This window comes from Pseudomonas kulmbachensis (genome assembly GCF_963681935.1).
GTDB classification, from domain to species: Bacteria; Pseudomonadota; Gammaproteobacteria; order Pseudomonadales; family Pseudomonadaceae; genus Aquipseudomonas; species Aquipseudomonas kulmbachensis.
In genome coordinates this window covers 4,180,768-4,201,078 of sequence record NZ_OY817088.1, presented here as the reverse complement: position 1 = coordinate 4,201,078, position 20,311 = coordinate 4,180,768, and the positions used below count along the sequence as shown (strand labels likewise).

Annotated in this window: 16 protein-coding genes; 14 read left to right on the top strand and 2 right to left on the bottom strand. The window is 57.8% G+C overall.

The features are described 5' to 3' along the window. The first annotated feature begins 109 nt into the window (after positions 1-109). A complete protein-coding gene (locus U5A05_RS19395; protein ID WP_321834413.1) occupies positions 110-2,206 on the top strand; it encodes a transporter substrate-binding domain-containing protein in 2,097 nt (698 codons plus the stop codon). A gap of 131 nt (positions 2,207-2,337) precedes the next feature. Beyond that, the gene (locus U5A05_RS19390; protein ID WP_321834412.1) at positions 2,338-2,751 is read left to right on the top strand and encodes a response regulator; all 414 of its coding nucleotides are present in this window, start codon (positions 2,338-2,340) and stop codon (positions 2,749-2,751) included. A gap of 165 nt (positions 2,752-2,916) precedes the next feature. On the opposite strand, the gene U5A05_RS19385 is transcribed toward U5A05_RS19390, so the two are convergent. Together U5A05_RS19385 and U5A05_RS19380 are read right to left on the bottom strand one after the other, a co-directional pair. Beyond that, entirely contained in the window at positions 2,917-3,729 is an 813-nt protein-coding gene (locus U5A05_RS19385; protein ID WP_261739496.1) for a TIGR02285 family protein, read from the bottom strand. Between the two features lie 42 nt (positions 3,730-3,771). After that, positions 3,772-4,971: a CaiB/BaiF CoA transferase family protein gene (locus U5A05_RS19380; protein ID WP_261739495.1), complete on the bottom strand. Its 1,200-nt coding sequence runs from the start codon at positions 4,969-4,971 to the stop codon at positions 3,772-3,774. A 136-nt stretch (positions 4,972-5,107) separates the two neighbouring features. Between U5A05_RS19380 and U5A05_RS19375 the strand changes: the two genes are divergently transcribed. The 12 genes from U5A05_RS19375 (at position 5,108) to U5A05_RS19320 (ending at position 20,100) form a co-directional block, all read left to right on the top strand. Further along, a complete protein-coding gene (locus U5A05_RS19375) occupies positions 5,108-5,647 on the top strand; it encodes a YaeQ family protein (protein ID WP_321834410.1) in 540 nt (179 codons plus the stop codon). A 42-nt stretch (positions 5,648-5,689) separates the two neighbouring features. Continuing rightward, entirely contained in the window at positions 5,690-7,399 is a 1,710-nt protein-coding gene (gene recJ, locus U5A05_RS19370) for a single-stranded-DNA-specific exonuclease RecJ (RefSeq protein ID WP_261739493.1), read from the top strand. 289 nt (positions 7,400-7,688) lie between these two features. Then, positions 7,689-8,795, top strand: coding sequence for an NADH:flavin oxidoreductase/NADH oxidase (locus U5A05_RS19365; protein ID WP_321834409.1), 1,107 nt, complete (start codon positions 7,689-7,691; stop codon positions 8,793-8,795). A 78-nt stretch (positions 8,796-8,873) separates the two neighbouring features. Continuing rightward, entirely contained in the window at positions 8,874-9,590 is a 717-nt protein-coding gene (locus U5A05_RS19360) for a tellurite resistance TerB family protein (protein WP_261739491.1), read from the top strand. Between the two features lie 187 nt (positions 9,591-9,777). Continuing rightward, the gene (locus tag U5A05_RS19355) at positions 9,778-11,454 is read left to right on the top strand and encodes an acid phosphatase (RefSeq protein ID WP_321834407.1); all 1,677 of its coding nucleotides are present in this window, start codon (positions 9,778-9,780) and stop codon (positions 11,452-11,454) included. Between the two features lie 202 nt (positions 11,455-11,656). Then, the gene (locus U5A05_RS19350; protein ID WP_261739489.1) at positions 11,657-13,279 is read left to right on the top strand and encodes a methyl-accepting chemotaxis protein; all 1,623 of its coding nucleotides are present in this window, start codon (positions 11,657-11,659) and stop codon (positions 13,277-13,279) included. Then, on the top strand, positions 13,279-13,794 hold the full coding sequence (locus U5A05_RS19345; protein WP_261739488.1) for a chemotaxis protein CheW: 516 nt from the start codon (positions 13,279-13,281) through the stop codon (positions 13,792-13,794). Before U5A05_RS19350 ends, U5A05_RS19345 begins: the two co-directional genes overlap by 1 nt. Beyond that, on the top strand, positions 13,791-15,062 hold the full coding sequence (locus U5A05_RS19340) for a protein-glutamate O-methyltransferase CheR (RefSeq protein ID WP_321834405.1): 1,272 nt from the start codon (positions 13,791-13,793) through the stop codon (positions 15,060-15,062). The genes U5A05_RS19345 and U5A05_RS19340 overlap by 4 nt, the downstream gene beginning before the upstream one ends. Continuing rightward, positions 15,062-15,748 (top strand): chemotaxis protein CheW, encoded by a 687-nt coding sequence (locus U5A05_RS19335; RefSeq protein ID WP_321834403.1) that lies wholly within the window; start codon positions 15,062-15,064, stop codon positions 15,746-15,748. The genes U5A05_RS19340 and U5A05_RS19335 overlap by 1 nt, the downstream gene beginning before the upstream one ends. Then, positions 15,745-18,039 (top strand): hybrid sensor histidine kinase/response regulator, encoded by a 2,295-nt coding sequence (locus U5A05_RS19330; RefSeq protein WP_261739485.1) that lies wholly within the window; start codon positions 15,745-15,747, stop codon positions 18,037-18,039. The genes U5A05_RS19335 and U5A05_RS19330 overlap by 4 nt, the downstream gene beginning before the upstream one ends. Then, complete coding sequence (gene cheB, locus U5A05_RS19325) at positions 18,036-19,046, top strand: chemotaxis response regulator protein-glutamate methylesterase (protein WP_321834402.1); 1,011 nt, start codon at positions 18,036-18,038, stop codon at positions 19,044-19,046. The genes U5A05_RS19330 and cheB overlap by 4 nt, the downstream gene beginning before the upstream one ends. A gap of 52 nt (positions 19,047-19,098) precedes the next feature. Then, positions 19,099-20,100 (top strand): response regulator, encoded by a 1,002-nt coding sequence (locus U5A05_RS19320; protein WP_261739483.1) that lies wholly within the window; start codon positions 19,099-19,101, stop codon positions 20,098-20,100. Positions 20,101-20,311 lie beyond the last annotated feature (211 nt).

Sequence of the window (20,311 nt, the reverse complement as noted above, 5' to 3'; positions counted from 1 at the left end):
CTTACGCGTTTTGAAGCCCGTCATCTGACGGGCTTTTTTGTTTGTGCATGGCAGACTTGTTCGGTTTTCGCCCCCGTATGCTGGCGAGCGCTCAGTCAAGGATGCTGTCATGTCACGTCTTCGCCGGGCATCTGAAACATGGATGCGCCTAGTGCTGTTTATGGGCTTTTTAAGCGTTATGCCGCAGGCCATTGGCAACCACGGATTGCCCTTGAGCCTTGGAACAGGCCCTGTCGAGTTCAAGCCGCTGCAACTGGATGCCGCTGATCAGCAATGGCTGGCCAATCATGGCGCGCTGCGGGTTGGTATCGCCCTTGGCGATCACGAACCTGTCGATATCACCAATGACCGCAATCAATATCAAGGCCTCAGTGCCGATTACCTCAGTATCGTGCGCGACAAACTGGGTGCAACTGTTGAAGTCCTTGGTTTCAGAAAACGCGATCAAGCCGTTGCAGAGCTGTTGGCCGGGAAGATCGACATTCTGACCAGTGCCAGTGGTTTTGAACGAGGGGTCGAGGGGATCACTTTTTCCCAGGAGTACATGACTGATCGGCTGGTTCTGGTCGGCCGTGCAGGTGAGGCTAAACCGGTTACAGGCTGGGCCGGTAAAAAAATCGGGGTGGTCGATGGCTACGTCGATATTCTGACCGTCCATGCGTTTTACCCTGACAGTGAGATCATAAACATTCCCGATTTGCACAGTGCGATGGAAACACTGGCAGAAGGGGGCGTTGATGCGTTTATCGGTAATGAACTCATTGTGCAGTCATTCAAAAGCATTCGGCCTTATTCGCAACTGCACATTATCGGGGACAGCGCGTTACCTGTTTACGGACTCGCATTTGCATCCCGTCGTTCTGACCCTCAGCTTGCTTCCCTGATCGAAAAAGCCCTGTCCAGCCTTGATGAGAGCACCTCGCGCATGGTCCTTTCCCGCTGGACGACCGGCCTTGAAGGCAGCATTGCGCAACAACGCATCAACCTGCTGCCTGGCGAGCGGGAGTGGATCGCGCGTAATCCGGTTGTGACCCTGGCTACACAGCAGTTTGCGTTGTACTCCTTCAGGACCGGGGACGGTCGATGGGCGGGGTTGAGCATTGATATTCTGGCGCGTATTTCACGCATGACCGGCTTGCAGTTTGTCCATAAAGAGGTGTTTTCAACCGCGCAAACCTTGGCCATGCTCAAAAGCGGCAAGGCGCAAATGAACGCCAGCCTCTCCAGAAGTCGTGAGCGCAAAGCCTATTTGAACTTCACCCATTCCTACGGTGGCGCTCCCTGGGTTTTTGTCGTGCGCGTCAATGATTCTCGCCTGGGGTCATTGGACCAGCTATCCGGAAAAACCCTGGTGCTTCCAGCCAGGCATGCCCTCGAAGACTTGGTTCGACGTGAATACCCTGCAATCACCCTGCGGCTGGTCGATACCTATGCCCAGGCGCGCCACGCGGTCGCTCAGGGCGAGGCGGATGCGACCGTCCAGAGCGAGACCCAGGCGCATTTGTATCCGCCGGGGCGTCTCAAGGTCGGGCGCAGTGTGGACGGGCGCTGGGCTGCCGCCAGTTTTTCGATACCCGACCAGTACCCTGAGCTGCTCAGCATCATGAACAAGGCTCTGGAGGCCATGCCAGTGACCGAATTTCGCGCGTTGAGAGCCAACTGGCTGGGGGGCGTTGGCAAACCGCTTGTTATCGACAGTGGCTTGTATCATTCCGAGTGGCTGTACTGGGCGATAGCGGGTTTGCTGGTAGTCGGCCTCATGCTGTTTTCATACAACCGATTTTTACGTAGGCAACTGATTATTGGGCGCCAGCTTGAACAAGCCCTGCAGGCGCAGCTGGAGCTCAGCCAGCGTTATCTGGATGGCATCCCCAGCCCGATCTTTGTGCTGGGCCTTGAAGGTCAGTTGCTCACCTGCAATCAATGCTATGAAGAGCGGTTATCGGTCAATCTGGCGCAGATTTGCGGGCTGAAGGTCACGGACGTCAATTTGTTTCCTGATCAACTGGCCCAGCAGTTTCAGGGCGAAATCATGCACATGCTGCAAAGCCGAAGGCCTTACTACCAAAAGCGTTGGGTGGAGTTTAAATCGGGAGGTATGGAGATCTATCAGTGGACCGTCCCGTTTTACTCCGTTTCCGGACGTTTGGAGGGCTTGGTAGGAGGCTGGTTTGATGAGCATGAAGCCAGAAAGTGGGACTCGTGAGACTGGTTTCAAAGGTTAAATACAGTTTTTTGAACTTCCCCCTGCTTTTTCGGATATGTCCGATGTTTCTTGGTCGTTAGGCCTACTAAGGTTGATCTCCTCGATAACAGTAGGTTTATGTCTGAAGGCCCATGATGCGACCTCTGAAAGTATTGATTCTTGAAGACAACCCATTTCAGTTGATGGTGCTGCATCAGATGCTCAACGCATTCCGTATTTTCGACGTGCTGACGGCCGAAAGCGTGGATTGCGCCCGCAACTCTTTGCTCAAGAGCGGGGGCATCGATGTCGCCATTTGTGATCTAAATATGCAAGGGGCATCAGGTCTGGAGCTGATCAGCGAGTTGGCGCTGAAGCGTAAAGCGAGTGCTTTGATCATCCTGAATGCTACTGAGCCTCAAGTCGTCGAAATGGCGGTCTGTATGGCTCGCAAGCAAGGTCTCAAGGTGTTGGGTTGCTTGCCCAAGCCCGTAACCATAGGCGGGTTGGGGCAATTGCTGGAGTCATACCGGAGTTCCTTTTTGAGAACGGGTAGTGCGAATTAATTGCATATGCCGGGGGAACTTCCTGCGATTTCTGCGTGTCTGATTTTGCATCGGCAGGATCAAGCATATTGCTCCGATGTTTGTAGCCTGTTGAGCAGGTCATCTTGACCTTGTTAAACCCCGAGTTGTCTCCCCACTTCTCGGGGTTTTTTTATGGTTTTTTTGTCACTGCGGATCCGGATGTGGCAAGTGCATCGGCCCGATTTTGGTAAGTACCGCATTAACGTTGCGAATGACTTCGCGACCATCAGGTGTGTCCGAACAGCCGACGTAAATGGTTTGATACTCGGGGGCACCCTGAATGGGGTAAAACACCATTGTTTCGGACGACAAGCCCTGTTGGCTGATCTTGGCCTGAATTTCCGGCCAATATCCCAGTAGCGCCTGGATGCGACCTGCATGCTGCATCTGCAACAGACTGCCCAGCGGGTCGTTGCCGTAATGCATGAAAAACTGGCTCGCCGGGCTCTGTGACAGCAACTCGTCAACCCACACCCCATAGCTACGTTTGGCGATGAGCCCAAGCTTCAAGGCTTGAGCATTTAACAGGCTCGGCAAGTCCACCTTGTCATCATGGACAAAGGGGGCGATCAGTTGTTGGTCCTTGCGCAGAATCGCCATGCCATTGCTGTGTAAAACCGCAACAGGCACGGAGTAGATAATCGAGCGGGCCCGGGCAGGGTTCCAGATCAGGGCCGGATCGCAGGTCAGAGACGGCTCTGCAAGCATTTGCAGGGCGCGGGCGCGGTTAACCGGCATGACCACGTGTTGGTACTGCGGCATGCTATCTATCAGGATCTGCGTCACTTGATCGATGATGCCCTGACCTTTCTGCGGGCCGTAGAACACGGTCAATGGCGGCAAGTCACGCATCAGCCAGATGAGCTGTTGCTCGGCCTGGCTGCAGGGCGTCCATGCGAGTAAAAGCGAGGTGATCAGGCCTGCCCAAGGGCTTCGCCACTTCGAGCGATGAGTCATTGTGCTGATCTCCTTCGGTCCCACCAGGAATGGGCCATCAGCCTAAATGGCACCGGTTTGCTTGAGGTTGGCGATTGCGGCGGCGTCGTACCCCAAGCTGCCTAATACTTCATCATTGTGGGCACCCAGTTCGGGTCCAACCCAATCTGCAGAGCCGGGGGTATCAGACAGCTTGGGTACGATGCCGGGCATTTTGAAGTCTTTACCGTCAGGCAGCCTGGCTTGCAGAAACATTTCACGGGCTAAAAACTGCGGGTCAGTGAACATGTCTTCTGCCGAGAAAATACGGCTGGCGGGCACTTGTGCCGTGCCCAGCCGCTCAAGCACTGTCTCCAGCGGTAACGAGCCGACCCAGCGGTCAATAACCCCGTACAGCTCATCACGACGTCCATCTCGGCCATCATTGCTGGCAAGTGCCGGGTCATTTGCCAGGTCATCACGACCAATGATCTGCATAAAGCGTTTGAAGATTGCGTCGCCATTGGCGCCGATCTGAATGTGCTTGCCGTCCAGGCTGGTATGGATCGAAGACGGGGTAATGCCCGGCATGATGTTGCCCGTTCGCTCACGGATAAAACCGAAGACATCGAACTCGGGCACCATGCTTTCCATCATGGCAAAAATGGCCTCGTAGAGCGCCACATCCACCACCTGGCCCAGCCCCCCGTTAACTTCGCGATGACGTAAAGCCATCAGGGCACCAATCACGCCCCACAGTGCGGCAATCGAGTCGCCAATCGAGATGCCGGTGCGCACCGGCGGGCGATCCTCAAAGCCAGTGATGTAGCGCAGCCCGCCCATGGATTCGCCGACCGCGCCAAACCCCGGCTGGTCTTTCATCGGGCCGGTTTGACCAAAGCCGGAGAGGCGGACCATCACCAGTTTCGGGTTCAGCGCGTGCAGCACATCCCAGCCCAGGCCGAGTTTTTCCAGCACGCCGGGGCGGAAGTTTTCGATCAGGATATCGGCGTCCGCCAGCAATGCCTTGAGGATGTTCAGGCCGTCAGGGTGCTTGAGGTTCAAAGTCAGGGATTTCTTGTTGCGCGCCTGGACGAACCACCACAACGACGTGCCTTCGTATAGCTTGCGCCACTTGCGCAGTGGGTCTCCGCCATCCGGGGATTCGACCTTGATCACCTGTGCGCCAAATTCGGCGCAAATGCGTGATGCAAAAGGTCCTGCGATCAGGGTGCCCAGTTCGACGACTTTGAGGCCCGAAAGGGGTTTGGTGGCGAGCGTCATGTGCAATCCTTGTCCGGGGGAGCGAGCGAGTACAGCCTTTTAACATAGCCGAGCGCTCGCAAGAAGCTGGCCGATTCGTTGAATGACAGTGTATCGGTTAGACTTGCCGCCTTTCTCCGTATCAAGAAGCCCGTTCATGGCACAGCCGTCCACGACCTACAAGTTTGAACTCAACCTTACCGATCTCGATCGCGGGGTCTATGAAAGCGTCAAGCAGACCATCGCCCGTCATCCTTCGGAGACCGAAGAACGCATGACCGTGCGCCTTCTGGCCTACGCCTTCTGGTACAACGAGCAGCTGTCTTTTGGTCGTGGTCTGTCTGATGTTGACGAACCAGCCTTGTGGGAAAAAAGCTTGGATGACCGTGTTTTGCACTGGATCGAAGTCGGCCAGCCTGATTCTGACCGCCTGACCTGGTGTTCGCGCCGCACTGAGCGCACCAGCTTGCTGGCCTATGGCAGCTTGCGCGTGTGGGAAGGCAAGGTGATTCCAGCGATCAAAAACCTGAAAAACGTCAATATCGCTGCCGTCCCGCAAGAGATTCTTGAAATACTGGCCAAAGACATGCCACGAGTTATCAAGTGGGACGTGATGATCAGCGAAGGCACGATCTTCGTGACCGACGATCGCGGCCAGCACGAAGTGCAATTGCAGTGGCTGCAAGGCGAACGCTAAGCCGCACCATTTTTTTACGATCTAGAGACCTATCACCCGCTTATGCGCATCGAACCTCGCCCACTGCCTCAAATCCTGCCTTTTCTGGGCGAAATGCCAACCCTGCTGACGCGTCTTTACGCGGCACGGGGCGTGCAGTCTCAGGCTGAACTGGATAAAAGCCTGGCGCGGCTGATCCCGTATCAGCAGCTCAAGGGCATCGATGCCGCCGTGGATTTGCTGGTAGTGGCGCTCGAACAGCGTCAGCGCATCTTGATCGTCGGCGATTTTGACGCCGACGGTGCCACGGCCAGCACCGTCGGTATGCTCGGTTTGCGGTTGCTGGGGGCGGCCCATGTCGATTATTTGGTGCCGAACCGCTTCGAATACGGCTACGGCCTGACCCCGGAAATCGTCGAAGTCGCGCTGACCCGTACTCCGCAGTTGCTGATTACGGTCGACAACGGCATCTCCAGTATCGAAGGTGTAGCCGCGGCGAAAAAGGCCGGGTTAAGCGTGCTGGTGACCGACCACCACTTGCCGGGCAACGAGTTGCCAGCGGCTGACGCCATCGTCAATCCCAACCAGCCCGGCTGCGATTTTCCGAGCAAGGCGCTGGCTGGGGTAGGGGTGATCTTTTATGTACTGATCGCTTTGCGTGCGCGCTTGAACAGCCTGGGCTGGTACCAGAACAGCAAGGCGCCGAATATCGCCGAATTGCTGGACCTGGTGGCACTGGGCAGCGTGGCCGACGTGGTGCCGCTGGATGCCAATAACCGGATTTTGGTGCATCAGGGACTTGAGCGAATCCGTGCCGGGCGTGCTCGTCCGGGGCTCAAGGCGATTTTGGAAGTGGCCAAGCGTGACCCTTCAAAAATCACCTCGACCGATCTGGGCTTTATTCTGGGGCCACGTCTGAACGCCGCCGGGCGTCTGGACGACATGAGCCTGGGCATCGAATGCTTGCTCACCGATGATGCCAATGCGGCGCGAGAAATGGCCGCGCAACTGGACGAGATGAATCAGGACCGCAAATCCATTGAGCAAGGCATGCAGCGTGAAGCTCTGGCCCAGCTCAAGGACCTGACCATCGACAGCATGCCGTTTGGCTTGTGTCTGTTTGACCCTGAGTGGCACCAGGGAGTGATCGGGATTCTGGCTTCGCGTCTCAAGGAGAAGTACTTCCGGCCGACCTTCGCTTTTGCCGATGCGGGCGACGGCATGCTCAAAGGCTCCGGACGTTCGGTGCCTGGGTTTCATATTCGTGATGCGCTCAGCGTGGTGGCCGCACAACACCCGGACTTGATCAGCAAATACGGTGGGCATGCGATGGCTGCCGGCTTGACCTTGCCCGAGGCCAACTTCCCTCTGTTTTGCGAGGCATTTGATGCCGAAGTCCGACGTCAATTGCGTGAAGAAGACCTCACGGGGCGCATGTTGTCCGACGGCAGCCTGGCGGTTGAAGAGTTTCATCTGGAGCTGGCGCGGGCTCTGCGCAATGCCGGCCCGTGGGGGCAGCACTTCCCCGAGCCGTTGTTTCACGGGGTGTTCCAGCTGGTAGAGCAACGCATCGTTGGCGAGCGGCATTTGAAAGTTGTGCTCAAAACCGAATGCGGCAGCGTAAAGCTTGACGGCATCGCTTTCGGGATTGATCGCGACGTGTGGCCGAACCCGACCATTCGCTGGGTCGAGCTGGCCTACAAACTCGACCTCAACGAGTTCCGCGGCAATGAAACTGTGCAACTGATGATTGCCCATATCGAACCGCGCTAACTCACGCCCGCAAACTTTTTTGTAGCAGCTGTCGAGCTCCGCGAGGCTGCGTTCGGGTGCGCAGCGCCCGTGAATCCTGAATCAAGGATTTGTCTGAACCACCGCAATGCCAGGCTTTGCGGCTGCTACGCACCCGAACGCAGCCTCGCGGAGCTCGTCAGCGGCTACGAGGACTTGCGCCCCTATTAGAGTCGCTACAGGTTTTGTACTGAACTCCCCCTCATCCAGTGATGTCGACTAGGCTCTAACGAAGTATCTGGAGCCCGCCCACTGGAATTAGAGGTGACCCATGAGTCTGCTGCTCGAACCCTACACCCTGCGTCAACTGACCCTTATTAACCGCATTGCGGTCTCGCCAATGTGCCAGTACTCCAGCGTCGACGGGCTGGCCAATGACTGGCATCTAGTCCATCTGGGTAGCCGCGCTGTTGGTGGCGCTGGGCTGATTTTTACCGAAGCCACCGCCGTAGTCCCTGAGGGACGTATCACCGCCCAGGACCTTGGGTTGTGGAATGACGAACAGATCGAACCCCTGCAACGCATTACCCGCTTTATTCGCGCTCAAGGGGCCGTGGCCGGTATCCAGCTGGCGCATGCCGGGCGCAAGGCCAGTACCCATCGGCCCTGGTTAGGCAAGCACGGCAGCGTCAAGGTGGAGGAGGGCGGCTGGGTGCCCGTCGGGCCTTCGCCAATTGCTTTCGACCCACAGCACACTGCGCCGACGCAGTTGGACGAAGCCCAGATCAGTGAGGTGATCCAGGCCTTTGTCGCCGCCGCCAAACGGGCGCTCGAGGCGGGTTTCTCGGTGGTTGAAATACACGCGGCCCATGGTTATCTGCTGCATCAATTCCTTTCGCCTTTGAGCAACCAGCGTCGTGACCAATATGGTGGCTCTTTCGAGAACCGCATTCGTCTGGTGCTGCAAGTGACCGAGGCTGTACGCGAGGTGTGGCCACAAGAGTTGCCGCTGTTTGTGCGGGTCTCGGCCACCGACTGGGTGGAAGACGGTTGGAACCCGGATGAAACCGTTGAGCTGGCACGACGTCTCAAGGTGCTGGGCGTTGACCTGATCGATGTATCTTCGGGGGGGACTGCGGCGGCGGCCGAGATTCCGGTCGGGCCGGGTTATCAGACACGCTTTGCCGAACGTGTACGCAAAGAAGCTTGTATCGCCACCGGTACGGTGGGGATGATTACCGAGCCTGCGCAGGCCGAGCATATTCTGCGCACCGGTCAGGCCAACCTGATTCTGCTGGCCCGTGAGCTGTTGCGCGACCCGTACTGGGCGCTGCACGCAGACGATGACCTGGGCGGTAAAAAGGCCACTTGGCCAGCCCAGTATCAGCGTGCTACTCACCGTGATCAGCCGATCCATGAGTCCGATCTGCGCGACTGATTCGACGTTTTTTTCACGCTAAACCCGCCTGGTGGCGGGTTTTCTGGCTCCCTTGAACCCTGTTGCGAGAGGATGTTTATGAGTACGCGAGGATTGCTTGATCAGTTACTGAAATCCGGCCAGCAAATGCTGGAGAAAAAAACCGGCGCTCAAGGCAGCGCTTCCAGTTCCAGCAAAGGGGGCCTGGGTGATTTGCTCGGCTCTGGTGGGTTGGGCGGTTTGCTCTCAGGTGCCGGAGGCGGTGCGTTGGCAGCCAGTGCCCTGGGCTTGCTGCTGGGAAACAAAAGCGCGCGCAAGTATGGCGGTCAGGCGTTGACCTATGGTGGCTTGGCCGCATTGGGCGTGCTGGCCTACAAAGCCTATGGCAACTGGCAGGCCAATCAGGGCACTGCACCGCAAACCGAACCACAAACCATTGACCGCGTAGCGCCGGCGCAAGTCGAGCAACATAGCCAGGCGATCCTCAAGGCCCTGGTGGCTGCCGCCAAGGCGGATGGTCATGTCGATGAGCGCGAGCGGCAGTTGATCGATGGCGAGCTGAGCAAATTGAATGGCGACCCTGCGTTGCGCCAGTGGCTGCAAGCAGAGCTGAACAAACCGCTGGACCCTGCGGAGGTGGCAAGTGCCGCCAGCACTCCGGAAATAGCCGCCGAAATGTATATCGCCAGCCTGATCCTGGTGGATGAAGAGCATTTTATGGAGCGTGCATACCTGGAAGAGCTGGCCAAGCAGCTCAAGCTCGACCCTGGCCTCAAGGCCGAGCTGGAAGCACAGGTCAAACAGGCCCAAGGCTAAAGCCCTCTGCGGTATGTCTATTTCAGCGCCCCGGTCCGCAATGGCCCGGGGCGTTCCTGTCTAACCCCCCCCCCCTGTTTATGCCAACTCGCAGCTCTTTTCTGCGAACCGCTGCCACTTCGCCGTCATAATCTCCTGCTAGCTTGCCCGCAAGAAATATTTTGTTACGTTTGATCAGGAATCTGTAATGAGCGACGAGACAGACCAGGACACCCAACTCCCGGCGGATAGCAGCCGCCGTCGGTTTCTCGCCGGTGCCGCTGCACTGGGCGTAGGCGCAGCCACCTTGAGCGCTTATGGTGGATCAGGGCCTGACAGTCCCGCCAAAACGGCGCCGCTGACGCCTGCCGAACTGGACAGCAAGCTCCACGAACAGGTCAAGACCATCGTGGTGATCTATGCCGAGAACCGCAGTTTCAATAATCTGTTCGCCAACTTTCCCGGCGTCGAGAAGCCGTTGTCGGCACTAAAGCTCGCCGATTACCAACAGCGCGACCGCGACGGTAGCCTGTTACAGACCTTGCCACCGGTCTGGGGCGGGGTAGTGCAGACAGGGCCGCAAACGGTCGATGGTGTGACCTACGCTCCTGGTGTGCAGTACCAGGAAAACCTGGCCAACGCCCCGTTCGCCCTCAAAGGGCCCAATCAGGAAGATCTACCGCTGAACCTGGTGACCCGCGACCTGTGGCACGTGTTTTATCAGAACCAGATGCAGATCAACGACGGCAAGAATGACCAGTTCGTCGCTTGGGCAGACTCCGGTGGTTTCACCATGGGTTACTACGCCCAGACGCGGTATTCGCTGCGTCTATGGGACGTGGCGCGGGAATTCGTGCTGTGTGACAACTTCTTTCAGGGAGCATTTGGCGGCTCGTTTCTCAACCACCAGTACCTGATCAGCGCCACTGTGCCGTTCTATCCGAACGCAGGCACTTCAGTTGCCGAAGCCCAGATTGCCGTGCTGCAAGGGGACGACCCGACCGGCACGCGCCTCAAACCCCTGGAGAAATCACCGGCCAGTGCCATGACCGGCGCGCCGCAGTTCGGCCCAAGCGCACTGACACCCGATGGTTTTGCGGTAAACACCATGGCTCCGCCTTACTGGCCAACCTGGATCCGCGACCCTGAGCGACCGGACTACGCCAAGTCCGACCTGCCGAGCGTGCTGGTGCCACAAACCCACGAGCATATCGGCGACAAGCTGAACCAAAAGAATATCGACTGGGCTTGGTATGCCGGTGCTTGGCAGGCCACGCTGGAGCAGTTCAAGGGATCGGAGGGGATTCCCAAAATTCCTGGCTTCCAGTACCACCACCAGCCGTTCAACTACTTCGTGAACCAAGGCCCGGAGAACCCGAGCGAGCGCAGCAAACGCCTGCGTGACGGTGGCCTGGGGGACGAGGCAAGTACCAACCGCTTCTTGGCCGACGCCGAGGCTGGCAAGTTGCCTGCGGTGTGCTTCTACAAGCCCCAGGGCAACCTCAACCTGCATGCCGGCTATGCCGATGTAGCTGCTGGTGATCGCCACCTTGATCGCGTGCTCAAGGTGCTGCGCAACAGTGCGCAGTGGGAGAACATGGTGGTGGTGCTCACAGTGGACGAAAACGGTGGCTGGTGGGACCACGTCGCTCCGCCCAAGGGTGACCGCTGGGGGCCAGGTACGAGAATTCCGGCATTGGTGGTGTCGCCTTTCGCACGCAAGGGTACGGTGGATCACACGGTGTATGACACGGCCTCGATCCTGCGCCTGATCACTCGCGTGCATCAGTTGGAAATGCTTGATGGCCTCAAGCAGCGCGACGATGCAATGAAAGCCCGCGGCCAGGCGCCCATGGGTGACCTGACCAATGCACTGACGTTTTAACGCGTAATCACGGTGCTCTGTGGGAGCAGGATCGCTCCCACAGAGCAATGAGTTCAAATCGAGATCTCCTACACGTTTTGGATATTTTAAAATGTAGGTTTTTTTGTTTATTGCTGTGAGATCCGTCTCAACCGCTGTGCGAATCATTGCGTACCCTCGGCTATACTCACCATCATTTTGTATAGCTCCCCGAGGATCGACTGTGAAGAACTGGACGTTGCGCCACCGCATATTGGCGAGCTTTGCGGTAATCATCGCCATTATGCTGTTGATGGTTGTTGCTGCTTACTCGCGCCTGCTGTCGATCGAGAGCAGCGAAGAGACGGTACGCACCGACTCGATCCCCGGGGTTTATTACAGTTCGATGGTTCGCAGCGCCTGGGTCGACAGTTATGTCTTGACCCTGGAACTGGTGGGTTCTATCAACCAGCGTGCTCTGACCAACGAAGACCGCAAGCTGTACGCCAGCTACCAGGAACGTTTGAACAAAGAGCTGGATAATTACCGCAGGACTATCTTTGAAGGTGGAGACAGGGCTCGCTTTGATGAGTTCCTGGGGCTTCGCAAAGATTACGATCAACTGCTGGCCAGTGTCCTCGACCTGTATCAGAACAAGGATTTCGTACAGGCCCATAAGGTGCTTTCCGAGCAACTGGCGCCAGCCTGGATGGCCGGCCGCATGCAGCTCAACGAGGTCATCGACAGTAATCGTGATTCGGCCTCGACTGCGACCGATAACATTGCCCATGCGGTATTGACCGCCAAGTTAAGCATGATTATTTCGCTGATCATTGCCGTGCTGGCGGCGGCCCTCTGTGGCTTCCTGTTGCTGCGGGCGATCATGTCGCCGATGAAGCGCATCGTTTCGATTCTGGAGGTGATGCGTTCCGGTGACTTGAGCTCACGCTTGAATCTGGAGCGTAAGGATGAGTTTGGCGCGGTTGAAACCGGCTTCAACGACATGATGGCCGAACTGACCTCGCTGGTATCTCAAGCTCAGCGCTCTTCGGTGCAAGTCACCACGTCAGTGACTGAAATCGCCGCCACTTCCAAGCAACAACAAGCCACGGCCACTGAAACCGCAGCGACCACCACCGAAATTGGCGCCACGTCCCGCGAAATTGCAGCCACATCCCGTGACTTGGTACGCACCATGACCGAAGTGACCTCGGCAGCCGATCAGGCCTCTATACTGGCCGGTTCCGGGCAGCAAGGCCTGGCCCGCATGGAAGAGACCATGCACTCGGTAATGGGCGCCGCCGATCTGGTAAACGCCAAGCTGGCGATTCTTAACGAGAAGGCCGGCAACATTAATCAGGTGGTGGTGACCATCGTCAAAGTGGCCGACCAGACCAACCTGTTGTCACTCAACGCTGCCATCGAAGCTGAAAAAGCCGGTGAGTATGGTCGTGGCTTTGCGGTCGTCGCCACTGAAGTCCGCCGGTTGGCCGACCAGACGGCTGTGGCCACTTACGATATCGAACAGATGGTTCGCGAAATTCAGTCAGCGGTCTCTGCAGGCGTGATGGGCATGGACAAGTTTTCTGAGGAAGTACGTCGCGGTATGTCCGAGGTGCAGCAGGTAGGCGAGCAACTGTCGCAAATCATTCATCAGGTTCAGGCTTTGGCGCCGCGAGTGCTGATGGTCAATGAAGGCATGCAGGCTCAGGCGACGGGCGCCGAGCAGATCAATCTTGCACTGGTACAACTGGGCGATGCCAGCAGCCAAACCGTCGAGTCCTTGCGTCAGGCCAGCTTTGCGATCGACGAACTCAGTCAGGTTGCCGTTGGGCTGCGCAGCGGCGTTTCGCGTTTTAAAGTCTGATGAGCGAGCTTCTAGCCAAACACTCAGGCGCCAAGGTGTCGAAAGAACGCCTGTTTTTGGTGTTTTACATCGCCAGTGAACGCTACGCACTGGCGGCCACAGATGTGGTCGAAGTGCTGGCACGTTCGCCGCTCAAGCCGATTGCCCAGGCACCCGCTTGGGTGGCCGGGGTGTTTGCTCATCGCAATCGGATGGTGCCGGTGATCGATATCAGCGCCATGACCTTTGGTAGCGCGGCGGTGGCGCGTACCAGCACCCGGCTGGTGCTGGTCAACTATCGCGGCCAATTGCTGGGGATGCTACTGGAGCAAGCCAGCGACACTTTGCGCTGTGATCCGGCGGACTTTCAGCCCTATGGTCTGGATAACCGTGATGCACCTTACTTGGGGCCGGTGCGTCAAGACGAGTCAGGGCTATTGCAGTGGTTGAGTGTGGATGACCTGCTTAGCCCCGCTGTGTATGCACTGCTGTTTCCTGCGAGCGATGACGGTGCTTGTGAGCAGGTGATCGCATGAGTGACGATCAACGTTTTTTCGATTTCCTGAAGCTGCGCATTGGCCTGGACGTGGCCTCGGTCGGCCCGGCAATCATTGAGCGTGCCGTTCGCCAGCGCTGTTCTGCACTGAACATGGCCGATAACGATCGCTACTGGCAGCACCTGCTCAGCTCCCAGGATGAGCAGCAAGCCCTGATCGAATCAGTGATCGTGCCCGAGACCTGGTTCTTTCGTTACCCCGAATCGTTTGCCACGCTGGGGCGTCTGGCCAGAGAGCGTCTGGTCGAGATCGGCAGTCGCCGCGCCCTGCGTATTCTGAGCTTGCCGTGTTCAACCGGCGAAGAGCCTTATTCGATTGCAATGGCGTTGTTTGATGCGGGGTTTGCAGCGCATCAATTCAAAGTCGAAGCGCTCGATGTCAGCCCGCTCTCGGTGCAGAGGGCGCAGAGAGCGCTGTATGGAAAAAACTCATTTCGTGGGCAGCAAACTGACTTTCGCGAGCGTTACTTCAGCCTTGAGGACGACGGTTATCAGCTGTCGGCACGGGTATGCGAACAAGTCAGCTTCAATGTCGGAAACTTGCTGGACCCCATGTTGCTGGCCAGCTTCGAGCCTTTTGACTTCGTGTTCTGCCGCAACCTGTTGATCTACTTTGATCTTAAAACCCAGCAGCAGGCACTGGATGCACTCAAGCGCATGACCCGTGATGATGGCGTATTGTTTATCGGCCCGGCCGAAGGCAACCTGCTCAGCCGGCTGGGCATGCGCTCGATCGGTGCGCCGCAGTCGTTTGCCTTTTGCCACAGTCGTGAGCCATTACCTGCAGCCCGCCCTGTGCTGGCTGAATTCAAGCCGTTGATCCGCCCACAACGGGCAGTGCCAGTGCTGCCACCGGCCAGCCGACCTTTTGCCCCGCGACCTCAAACCTCTACCGCGCAAAAGCCGAGTTCACTGACAGATGAACCGAAAGCGCTGCTGGAGCAAATCGCCAGCTTGGCCAATGAAGGCAAAAGCAATGAGGCACGGGCCGCCTGCGAACAATTTTTGCAACGACATGAGCCGCAGGCCGAAGTGTTTTACTGGCTGGGTTTGCTCAGCGATGTTCAGGGTCAGACATCCCAGGCACAGGTTTTTTATCGCAAGGCGCTGTACCTGGAGCCTCAACATTCTGAAGCACTGGCCCATCTGGCGGCCCTGCTGGCTTCGCAAGGCGATGTCGCAGGCGCCCAGCGCTTGAACGAGCGCGCTGCCCGTAACGGGCGTTCCGCCCACAGTGAGCGTAAATAATGAGCGCTTTAGCAGCCCAGAACTTGATCCACTCCGAAGCACAAGACATTGATGACTGCTGGAACCGTATTGGTATCTACGGTGACAAGAGCTGCCCGTTGCTGGAGCAGCATATTCATTGCCGTAACTGCGCCGTCTATTCGAGTGCCGCGACCCGTTTGCTGGATCGTTACTCATTTGAACAGGAACATCAGGAACTCAATGCACCACAGGCGCATGAAGAAAAAGTCGCTACGTGCTCGCTGGTGATTTTTCGTTTGGGTGACGAGTGGCTGGGGCTGGCCACGCGCTGCCTGGATGAAGTCGCACAAATGCAGTCGATTCACTCCTTGCCGCACCAGCGCTCCAGGGCTTTGCGCGGTGTGGCCAATGTGCGCGGCACATTGGTGCCGTGCCTGTCGCTGGTCGAACTGCTGGGGCTGGACCCCTCGGTGCCTGGCGCAACATCGCTACGGATCATGCCGCGCATGCTGATTGTGGCGGCTCACGGCGGGGCGGTGGTACTGCCGGTGGATGAGGTGGATGGTATTCACAACATCGCCGAGCATGAATTAAAAGCGGCGTCGAGTTCAGGCGAGCATGCCAGCGCCAAATACACCCAGGGTGTGCTGCAGTGGAAAACCCGCAGCCTGCGCTTGTTGGATGAAGAGCAACTTTTGAGCGCAATCACCCGGAGCCTCACATGACCCCCGAGCAAATGCGCGACGCCTCGTTGCTCGAGCTATTCAGCCTTGAGGCCGAGGCGCAAACCCAGGTGCTCAATGCCGGTTTGCTGGCGCTTGAGCGCAACCCGACGCAGGCCGATCAGCTTGAAGCCTGCATGCGAGCGGCACACTCGCTAAAGGGCGCAGCCCGGATAGTCGGAGTGGACGCCGGGGTCAGTGTTTCCCATGTGATGGAAGACTGCCTGGTCAGCGCCCAGGAAGGCCGTTTGTACCTGCAACCCGAGCATATAGATGCTCTGTTGCAGGGCACCGATTTGTTGATGCGCATTGCCACGCCTGGCAGTGACAACGTCGGTCCGGCAGATATTGACGCCTACGTGACACTCATGAACGGGTTGCTGGACCCAGCGAACGCGCATGTGGCACCGCCTGAATTTGATGTGTCGCAACTGTTACTGGCACCCATGCCGCACGCCCCGGCACCTTTGCTTGAGCCGTTATTGCAGGCCGAGCCCGAGGTTACGCCAGAGCCAATGCGTCGCCCCCAGCGGCTGACCGAAAGCGGCGAACGGGTGTTGCGGGTCACGGCGCAGCGCCTGAACAGCCTGCTCGATTTGTCCAGCAAATCGCTGGTAGAAACCCAGCGTCTCAAGCCCTACCTGGTGACGTTACAGCGCCTCAAACGCATGCAGGGCAGCAACCTGCGGGCAATGGATACGCTCAGTGAGCATCTCAAGACCATGGTCCTCAGTCATGAAGCCGAAGAGGCGCTGGCAGATGCCCGGCGCATTCTGACTGAGTCGCAGCGCTTGCTCAGTGAGCAGACCGCCGAGCTCGACGAGTTCTGCTGGCAGGCTGGTCAGCGTGCGCAATTGCTCTACGACACCGCACTGGCTTGTCGTATGCGCCCGTTTGCCGATGTCCTGGTCGGGCAGGAGCGCATGGTGCGTGATTTGGGCCGCGCCTTGGGCAAGCAGATTCGCCTGGAAATCGAAGGCGAAAAAACTCAGGTCGACCGCGATGTACTGGAAAAGCTTGAAGCGCCACTGATCCATTTGTTGCGTAATGCCGTCGATCACGGCATCGAAACTCCGGAGCAGCGGCTGCTTGCGGGTAAACCTGCCGAAGGTTTGATCCGCTTGCGCATCTCCCATCAGGCCGGTTTGCTGGTGCTTGAACTGAGCGATGACGGGGCCGGTGTTGATCTGGATCGCTTGCGCCGCACTATCGTTGAGCGTCAGCTGTCTACCGAGTCGACGGTGGCGCAACTGAGCGAAGAAGAACTGCTGACCTTTCTGTTTTTGCCGGGGTTCAGCCTGCGTGACATCGTGACCGAGGTTTCGGGGCGTGGCGTGGGGCTGGACGCCGTTCAGCACATGGTGCGCCTGCTGCGCGGTGCCATTGTGCTGGAGCACACTGCGCAACGTGGTAGCCGCTTCCATCTGGAAGTACCGCTGACCTTGTCCGTGGTCCGCAGCCTGGTGGTTGAGGTCGCAGACGAGGCCTATGCCTTCCCGCTGGCGCATATCGAGCGCATGCGTGACCTGCAACCGGACGAAATCGTGCAACTTGAAGGCCGCCAGCACTTCTGGCATGAAGGCCGGCATGTGGGGCTGGTTGCCGCCAGCCAGTTGCTGCAGCGCCAACCCAGCCAGAGTGACGATGAAACCCTGAAAGTCGTGGTGATTCGCGAGCGCGACGCGGTCTATGGCGTGGCCGTCGAGCGCTTTATCGGTGAGCGAACCCTGGTGGTATTGCCCCTCGATCCGCGCTTGGGCAAGGTGCAGGACATTGCGGCCGGGGCCTTGCTTGACGATGGTTCCCCCGTATTGATCGTAGATGTTGAAGATATGCTGCGATCGGTCGACAAACTACTCAACACCGGACGTCTGGAGCGTATCGACCGGCGTAATCGGCATACCGCAGAACTGACCCGCAAACGTATTCTGGTGGTCGATGACTCGCTGACGGTGCGCGAATTGCAACGCAAGCTGCTGCTTAACCGGGGCTATGAAGTGGCTGTGGCAGTGGATGGCATGGACGGTTGGAATGCCTTGCGTGCCGAACACTTCGATCTGTTGATTACCGACATCGATATGCCGCGCATGGATGGCATCGAACTGGTCACTTTGTTGCGTCGTGACAGTCGATTGCAATCGATGCCGGTGATGGTGGTGTCTTACAAGGATCGAGAAGAAGACCGTCGGCGCGGCCTGGATGCAGGAGCCGACTATTATCTAGCTAAAGCCAGTTTCCATGACGATGCCCTGCTCGATGCAGTGGTTGAACTCATTGGAGGAGCCCAAACATGAGAATCGCCATCGTCAATGATATGCCCTTGGCGGTTGAAGCCCTGCGTCGGGCGCTGGCGTTCGAGCCCGCCCATCAGGTGATTTGGGTCGCCGCAGATGGCGAGGAAGCAGTGCGCCTGTGCGCCGAGAACACGCCGGACCTGATTCTGATGGACCTGATCATGCCGGTGATGGATGGCGTCGAAGCCACGCGCCGGATCATGGCCGAAAGCCCGTGCGCCATTGTGATCGTTACCATCGATCGCGAGCAAAACGTCCATCGCGTATTTGAAGCCATGGGTTTTGGTGCGCTGGATGTGGTGGACACCCCTGTGTTGGGTGGCAGTAACCCCAAGGAGGCGGCGGCGCCCTTGCTGCGCAAGATCCTCAATGTCGGCTGGTTGATGGGCCAGGGTGAGAAGCGTGTCCCACCGGTATCCGCCCAGCCTCGTGTCCCGGGTATGCGGGGCGGGTTGGTGGCGATCGGTTCGTCGGCAGGCGGCCCGGCAGCGCTCGAAACCTTGCTCAAAGGTCTGCCGAGGAACTTTGAAGCGGCAATCGTGCTGGTTCAGCATGTTGATCAGGTTTTTGCGGCCGGAATGGCCGAGTGGCTGAGCAACTCTTGCGGGCTCAATGTTCGTTTGGCCCTCGACGGTGAAGCGCCTCTGGCGGGGACCGTGCTGCTGGCGGGCACCAACCACCATATCCGGCTATTGAAGAATGGCACGCTGGCCTATACCGCTGAGCCGGTAAATGAAATTTATCGACCTTCGATAGATGTATTTTTTGAAAGTGTTGCCCGGCACTGGAGTGGCGATGCGGTGGGTGTGCTGTTGACCGGAATGGGGCGTGACGGGGCTCAAGGCCTCAAGCTTATGCGCCAGCAGGGCTTTCTTACCATTGCCCAGGATCAGTACAGCAGTTCGGTGTACGGCATGCCCAAAGCGGCGGCCGCCATCGATGCAGCGGTTGAAATCCGCCCCTTGGACAAGATTGCGCCACGCTTGCTGGAGAAATTTGCCAAATGACTGGTAAAACCCGACAGGACTGGCTTGAAGGTTGTAATTCAGGTGAACGCGCATGAATGACTTGCAGTTGGACGACGTCAAAACTGACGAAAACTCGGCCATGGTATTGCTGGTAGACGATCAGGCAATGATCGGCGAAGCCGTACGCCGTGGGCTTGCTCTTGAGCAAAATATAGACTTTCACTTTTGTGCGGACCCGCATCAGGCTATTGCTCAGGCCATCCGCATCAAGCCGACGGTGATTTTGCAAGACCTGGTGATGCCGGGTCTTGACGGTCTGACCCTGGTGCGCGCGTACCGCAATCACCCGGCGACCCAGAATATTCCGATCATTGTGCTTTCCACCAAGGAGGATCCGCTGATTAAAAGCGCGGCTTTCTCGGCTGGGGCCAATGATTATTTGGTGAAACTGCCGGATAACATCGAACTGGTGGCGCGGATTCGCTATCACTCAAGGTCTTACATGACGCTGTTGCAGCGTGATGCGGCTTACCGTGCGTTGCGGGTCAGTCAGCAGCAGTTGCTGGATACCAATCTGGTGCTGCAACGCCTGATGAATTCCGATGGGCTGACCGGGCTGTCCAACCGCAGGCACTTCGATGAGTATCTGGAACTGGAGTGGCGCCGCGCCATGCGCGAGCAAACCCAGTTGTCGTTGTTGATGATTGATGTCGACTACTTCAAGTCCTTTAACGACAGTTTTGGTCATTTGGACGGCGACGAAGCGTTGCGCAAAGTGGCCTCGGCCATCCGCGATGCCAGCAGCCGACCGTCTGACTTGCCAGCCCGTTATGGTGGCGAGGAATTTGCCATCGTACTGCCCAATACCTCGCAGGGCGGAGCCCGGCTGGTAGCTGAAAAGCTGCGTATGGCGGTCGAAGCCATGAACATCCCGCATATTTCGCCGACAGCGGGTCAGTGCCTGACCATCAGCATTGGCCTGGCGACCATGACCCCGCAACAGGGCGGCAATTGCCGCGAGCTGATTTCGGCGGCAGACAAGGGGCTGTATCTGGCCAAGAAAAATGGGCGTAACCAGGTGGGGATCGAGTAACCCACTCCTGTAGCCGCTGCTCGTCAGCGGCTACAGGGTTTTAGTGTTAATTGGAATACCGCGTACATCCTTCCAGGACCTTGTCCCCATAGGAAAGATGAGATTGCTGACGGAATGCGTCAATAAGCTATCACTCCCGGATCATCTGTGGGAGCGGGCTTGCTCGCGATTGGGGCGATGCGGTTTGTGTTGATTTTCCTGCCCATAACCC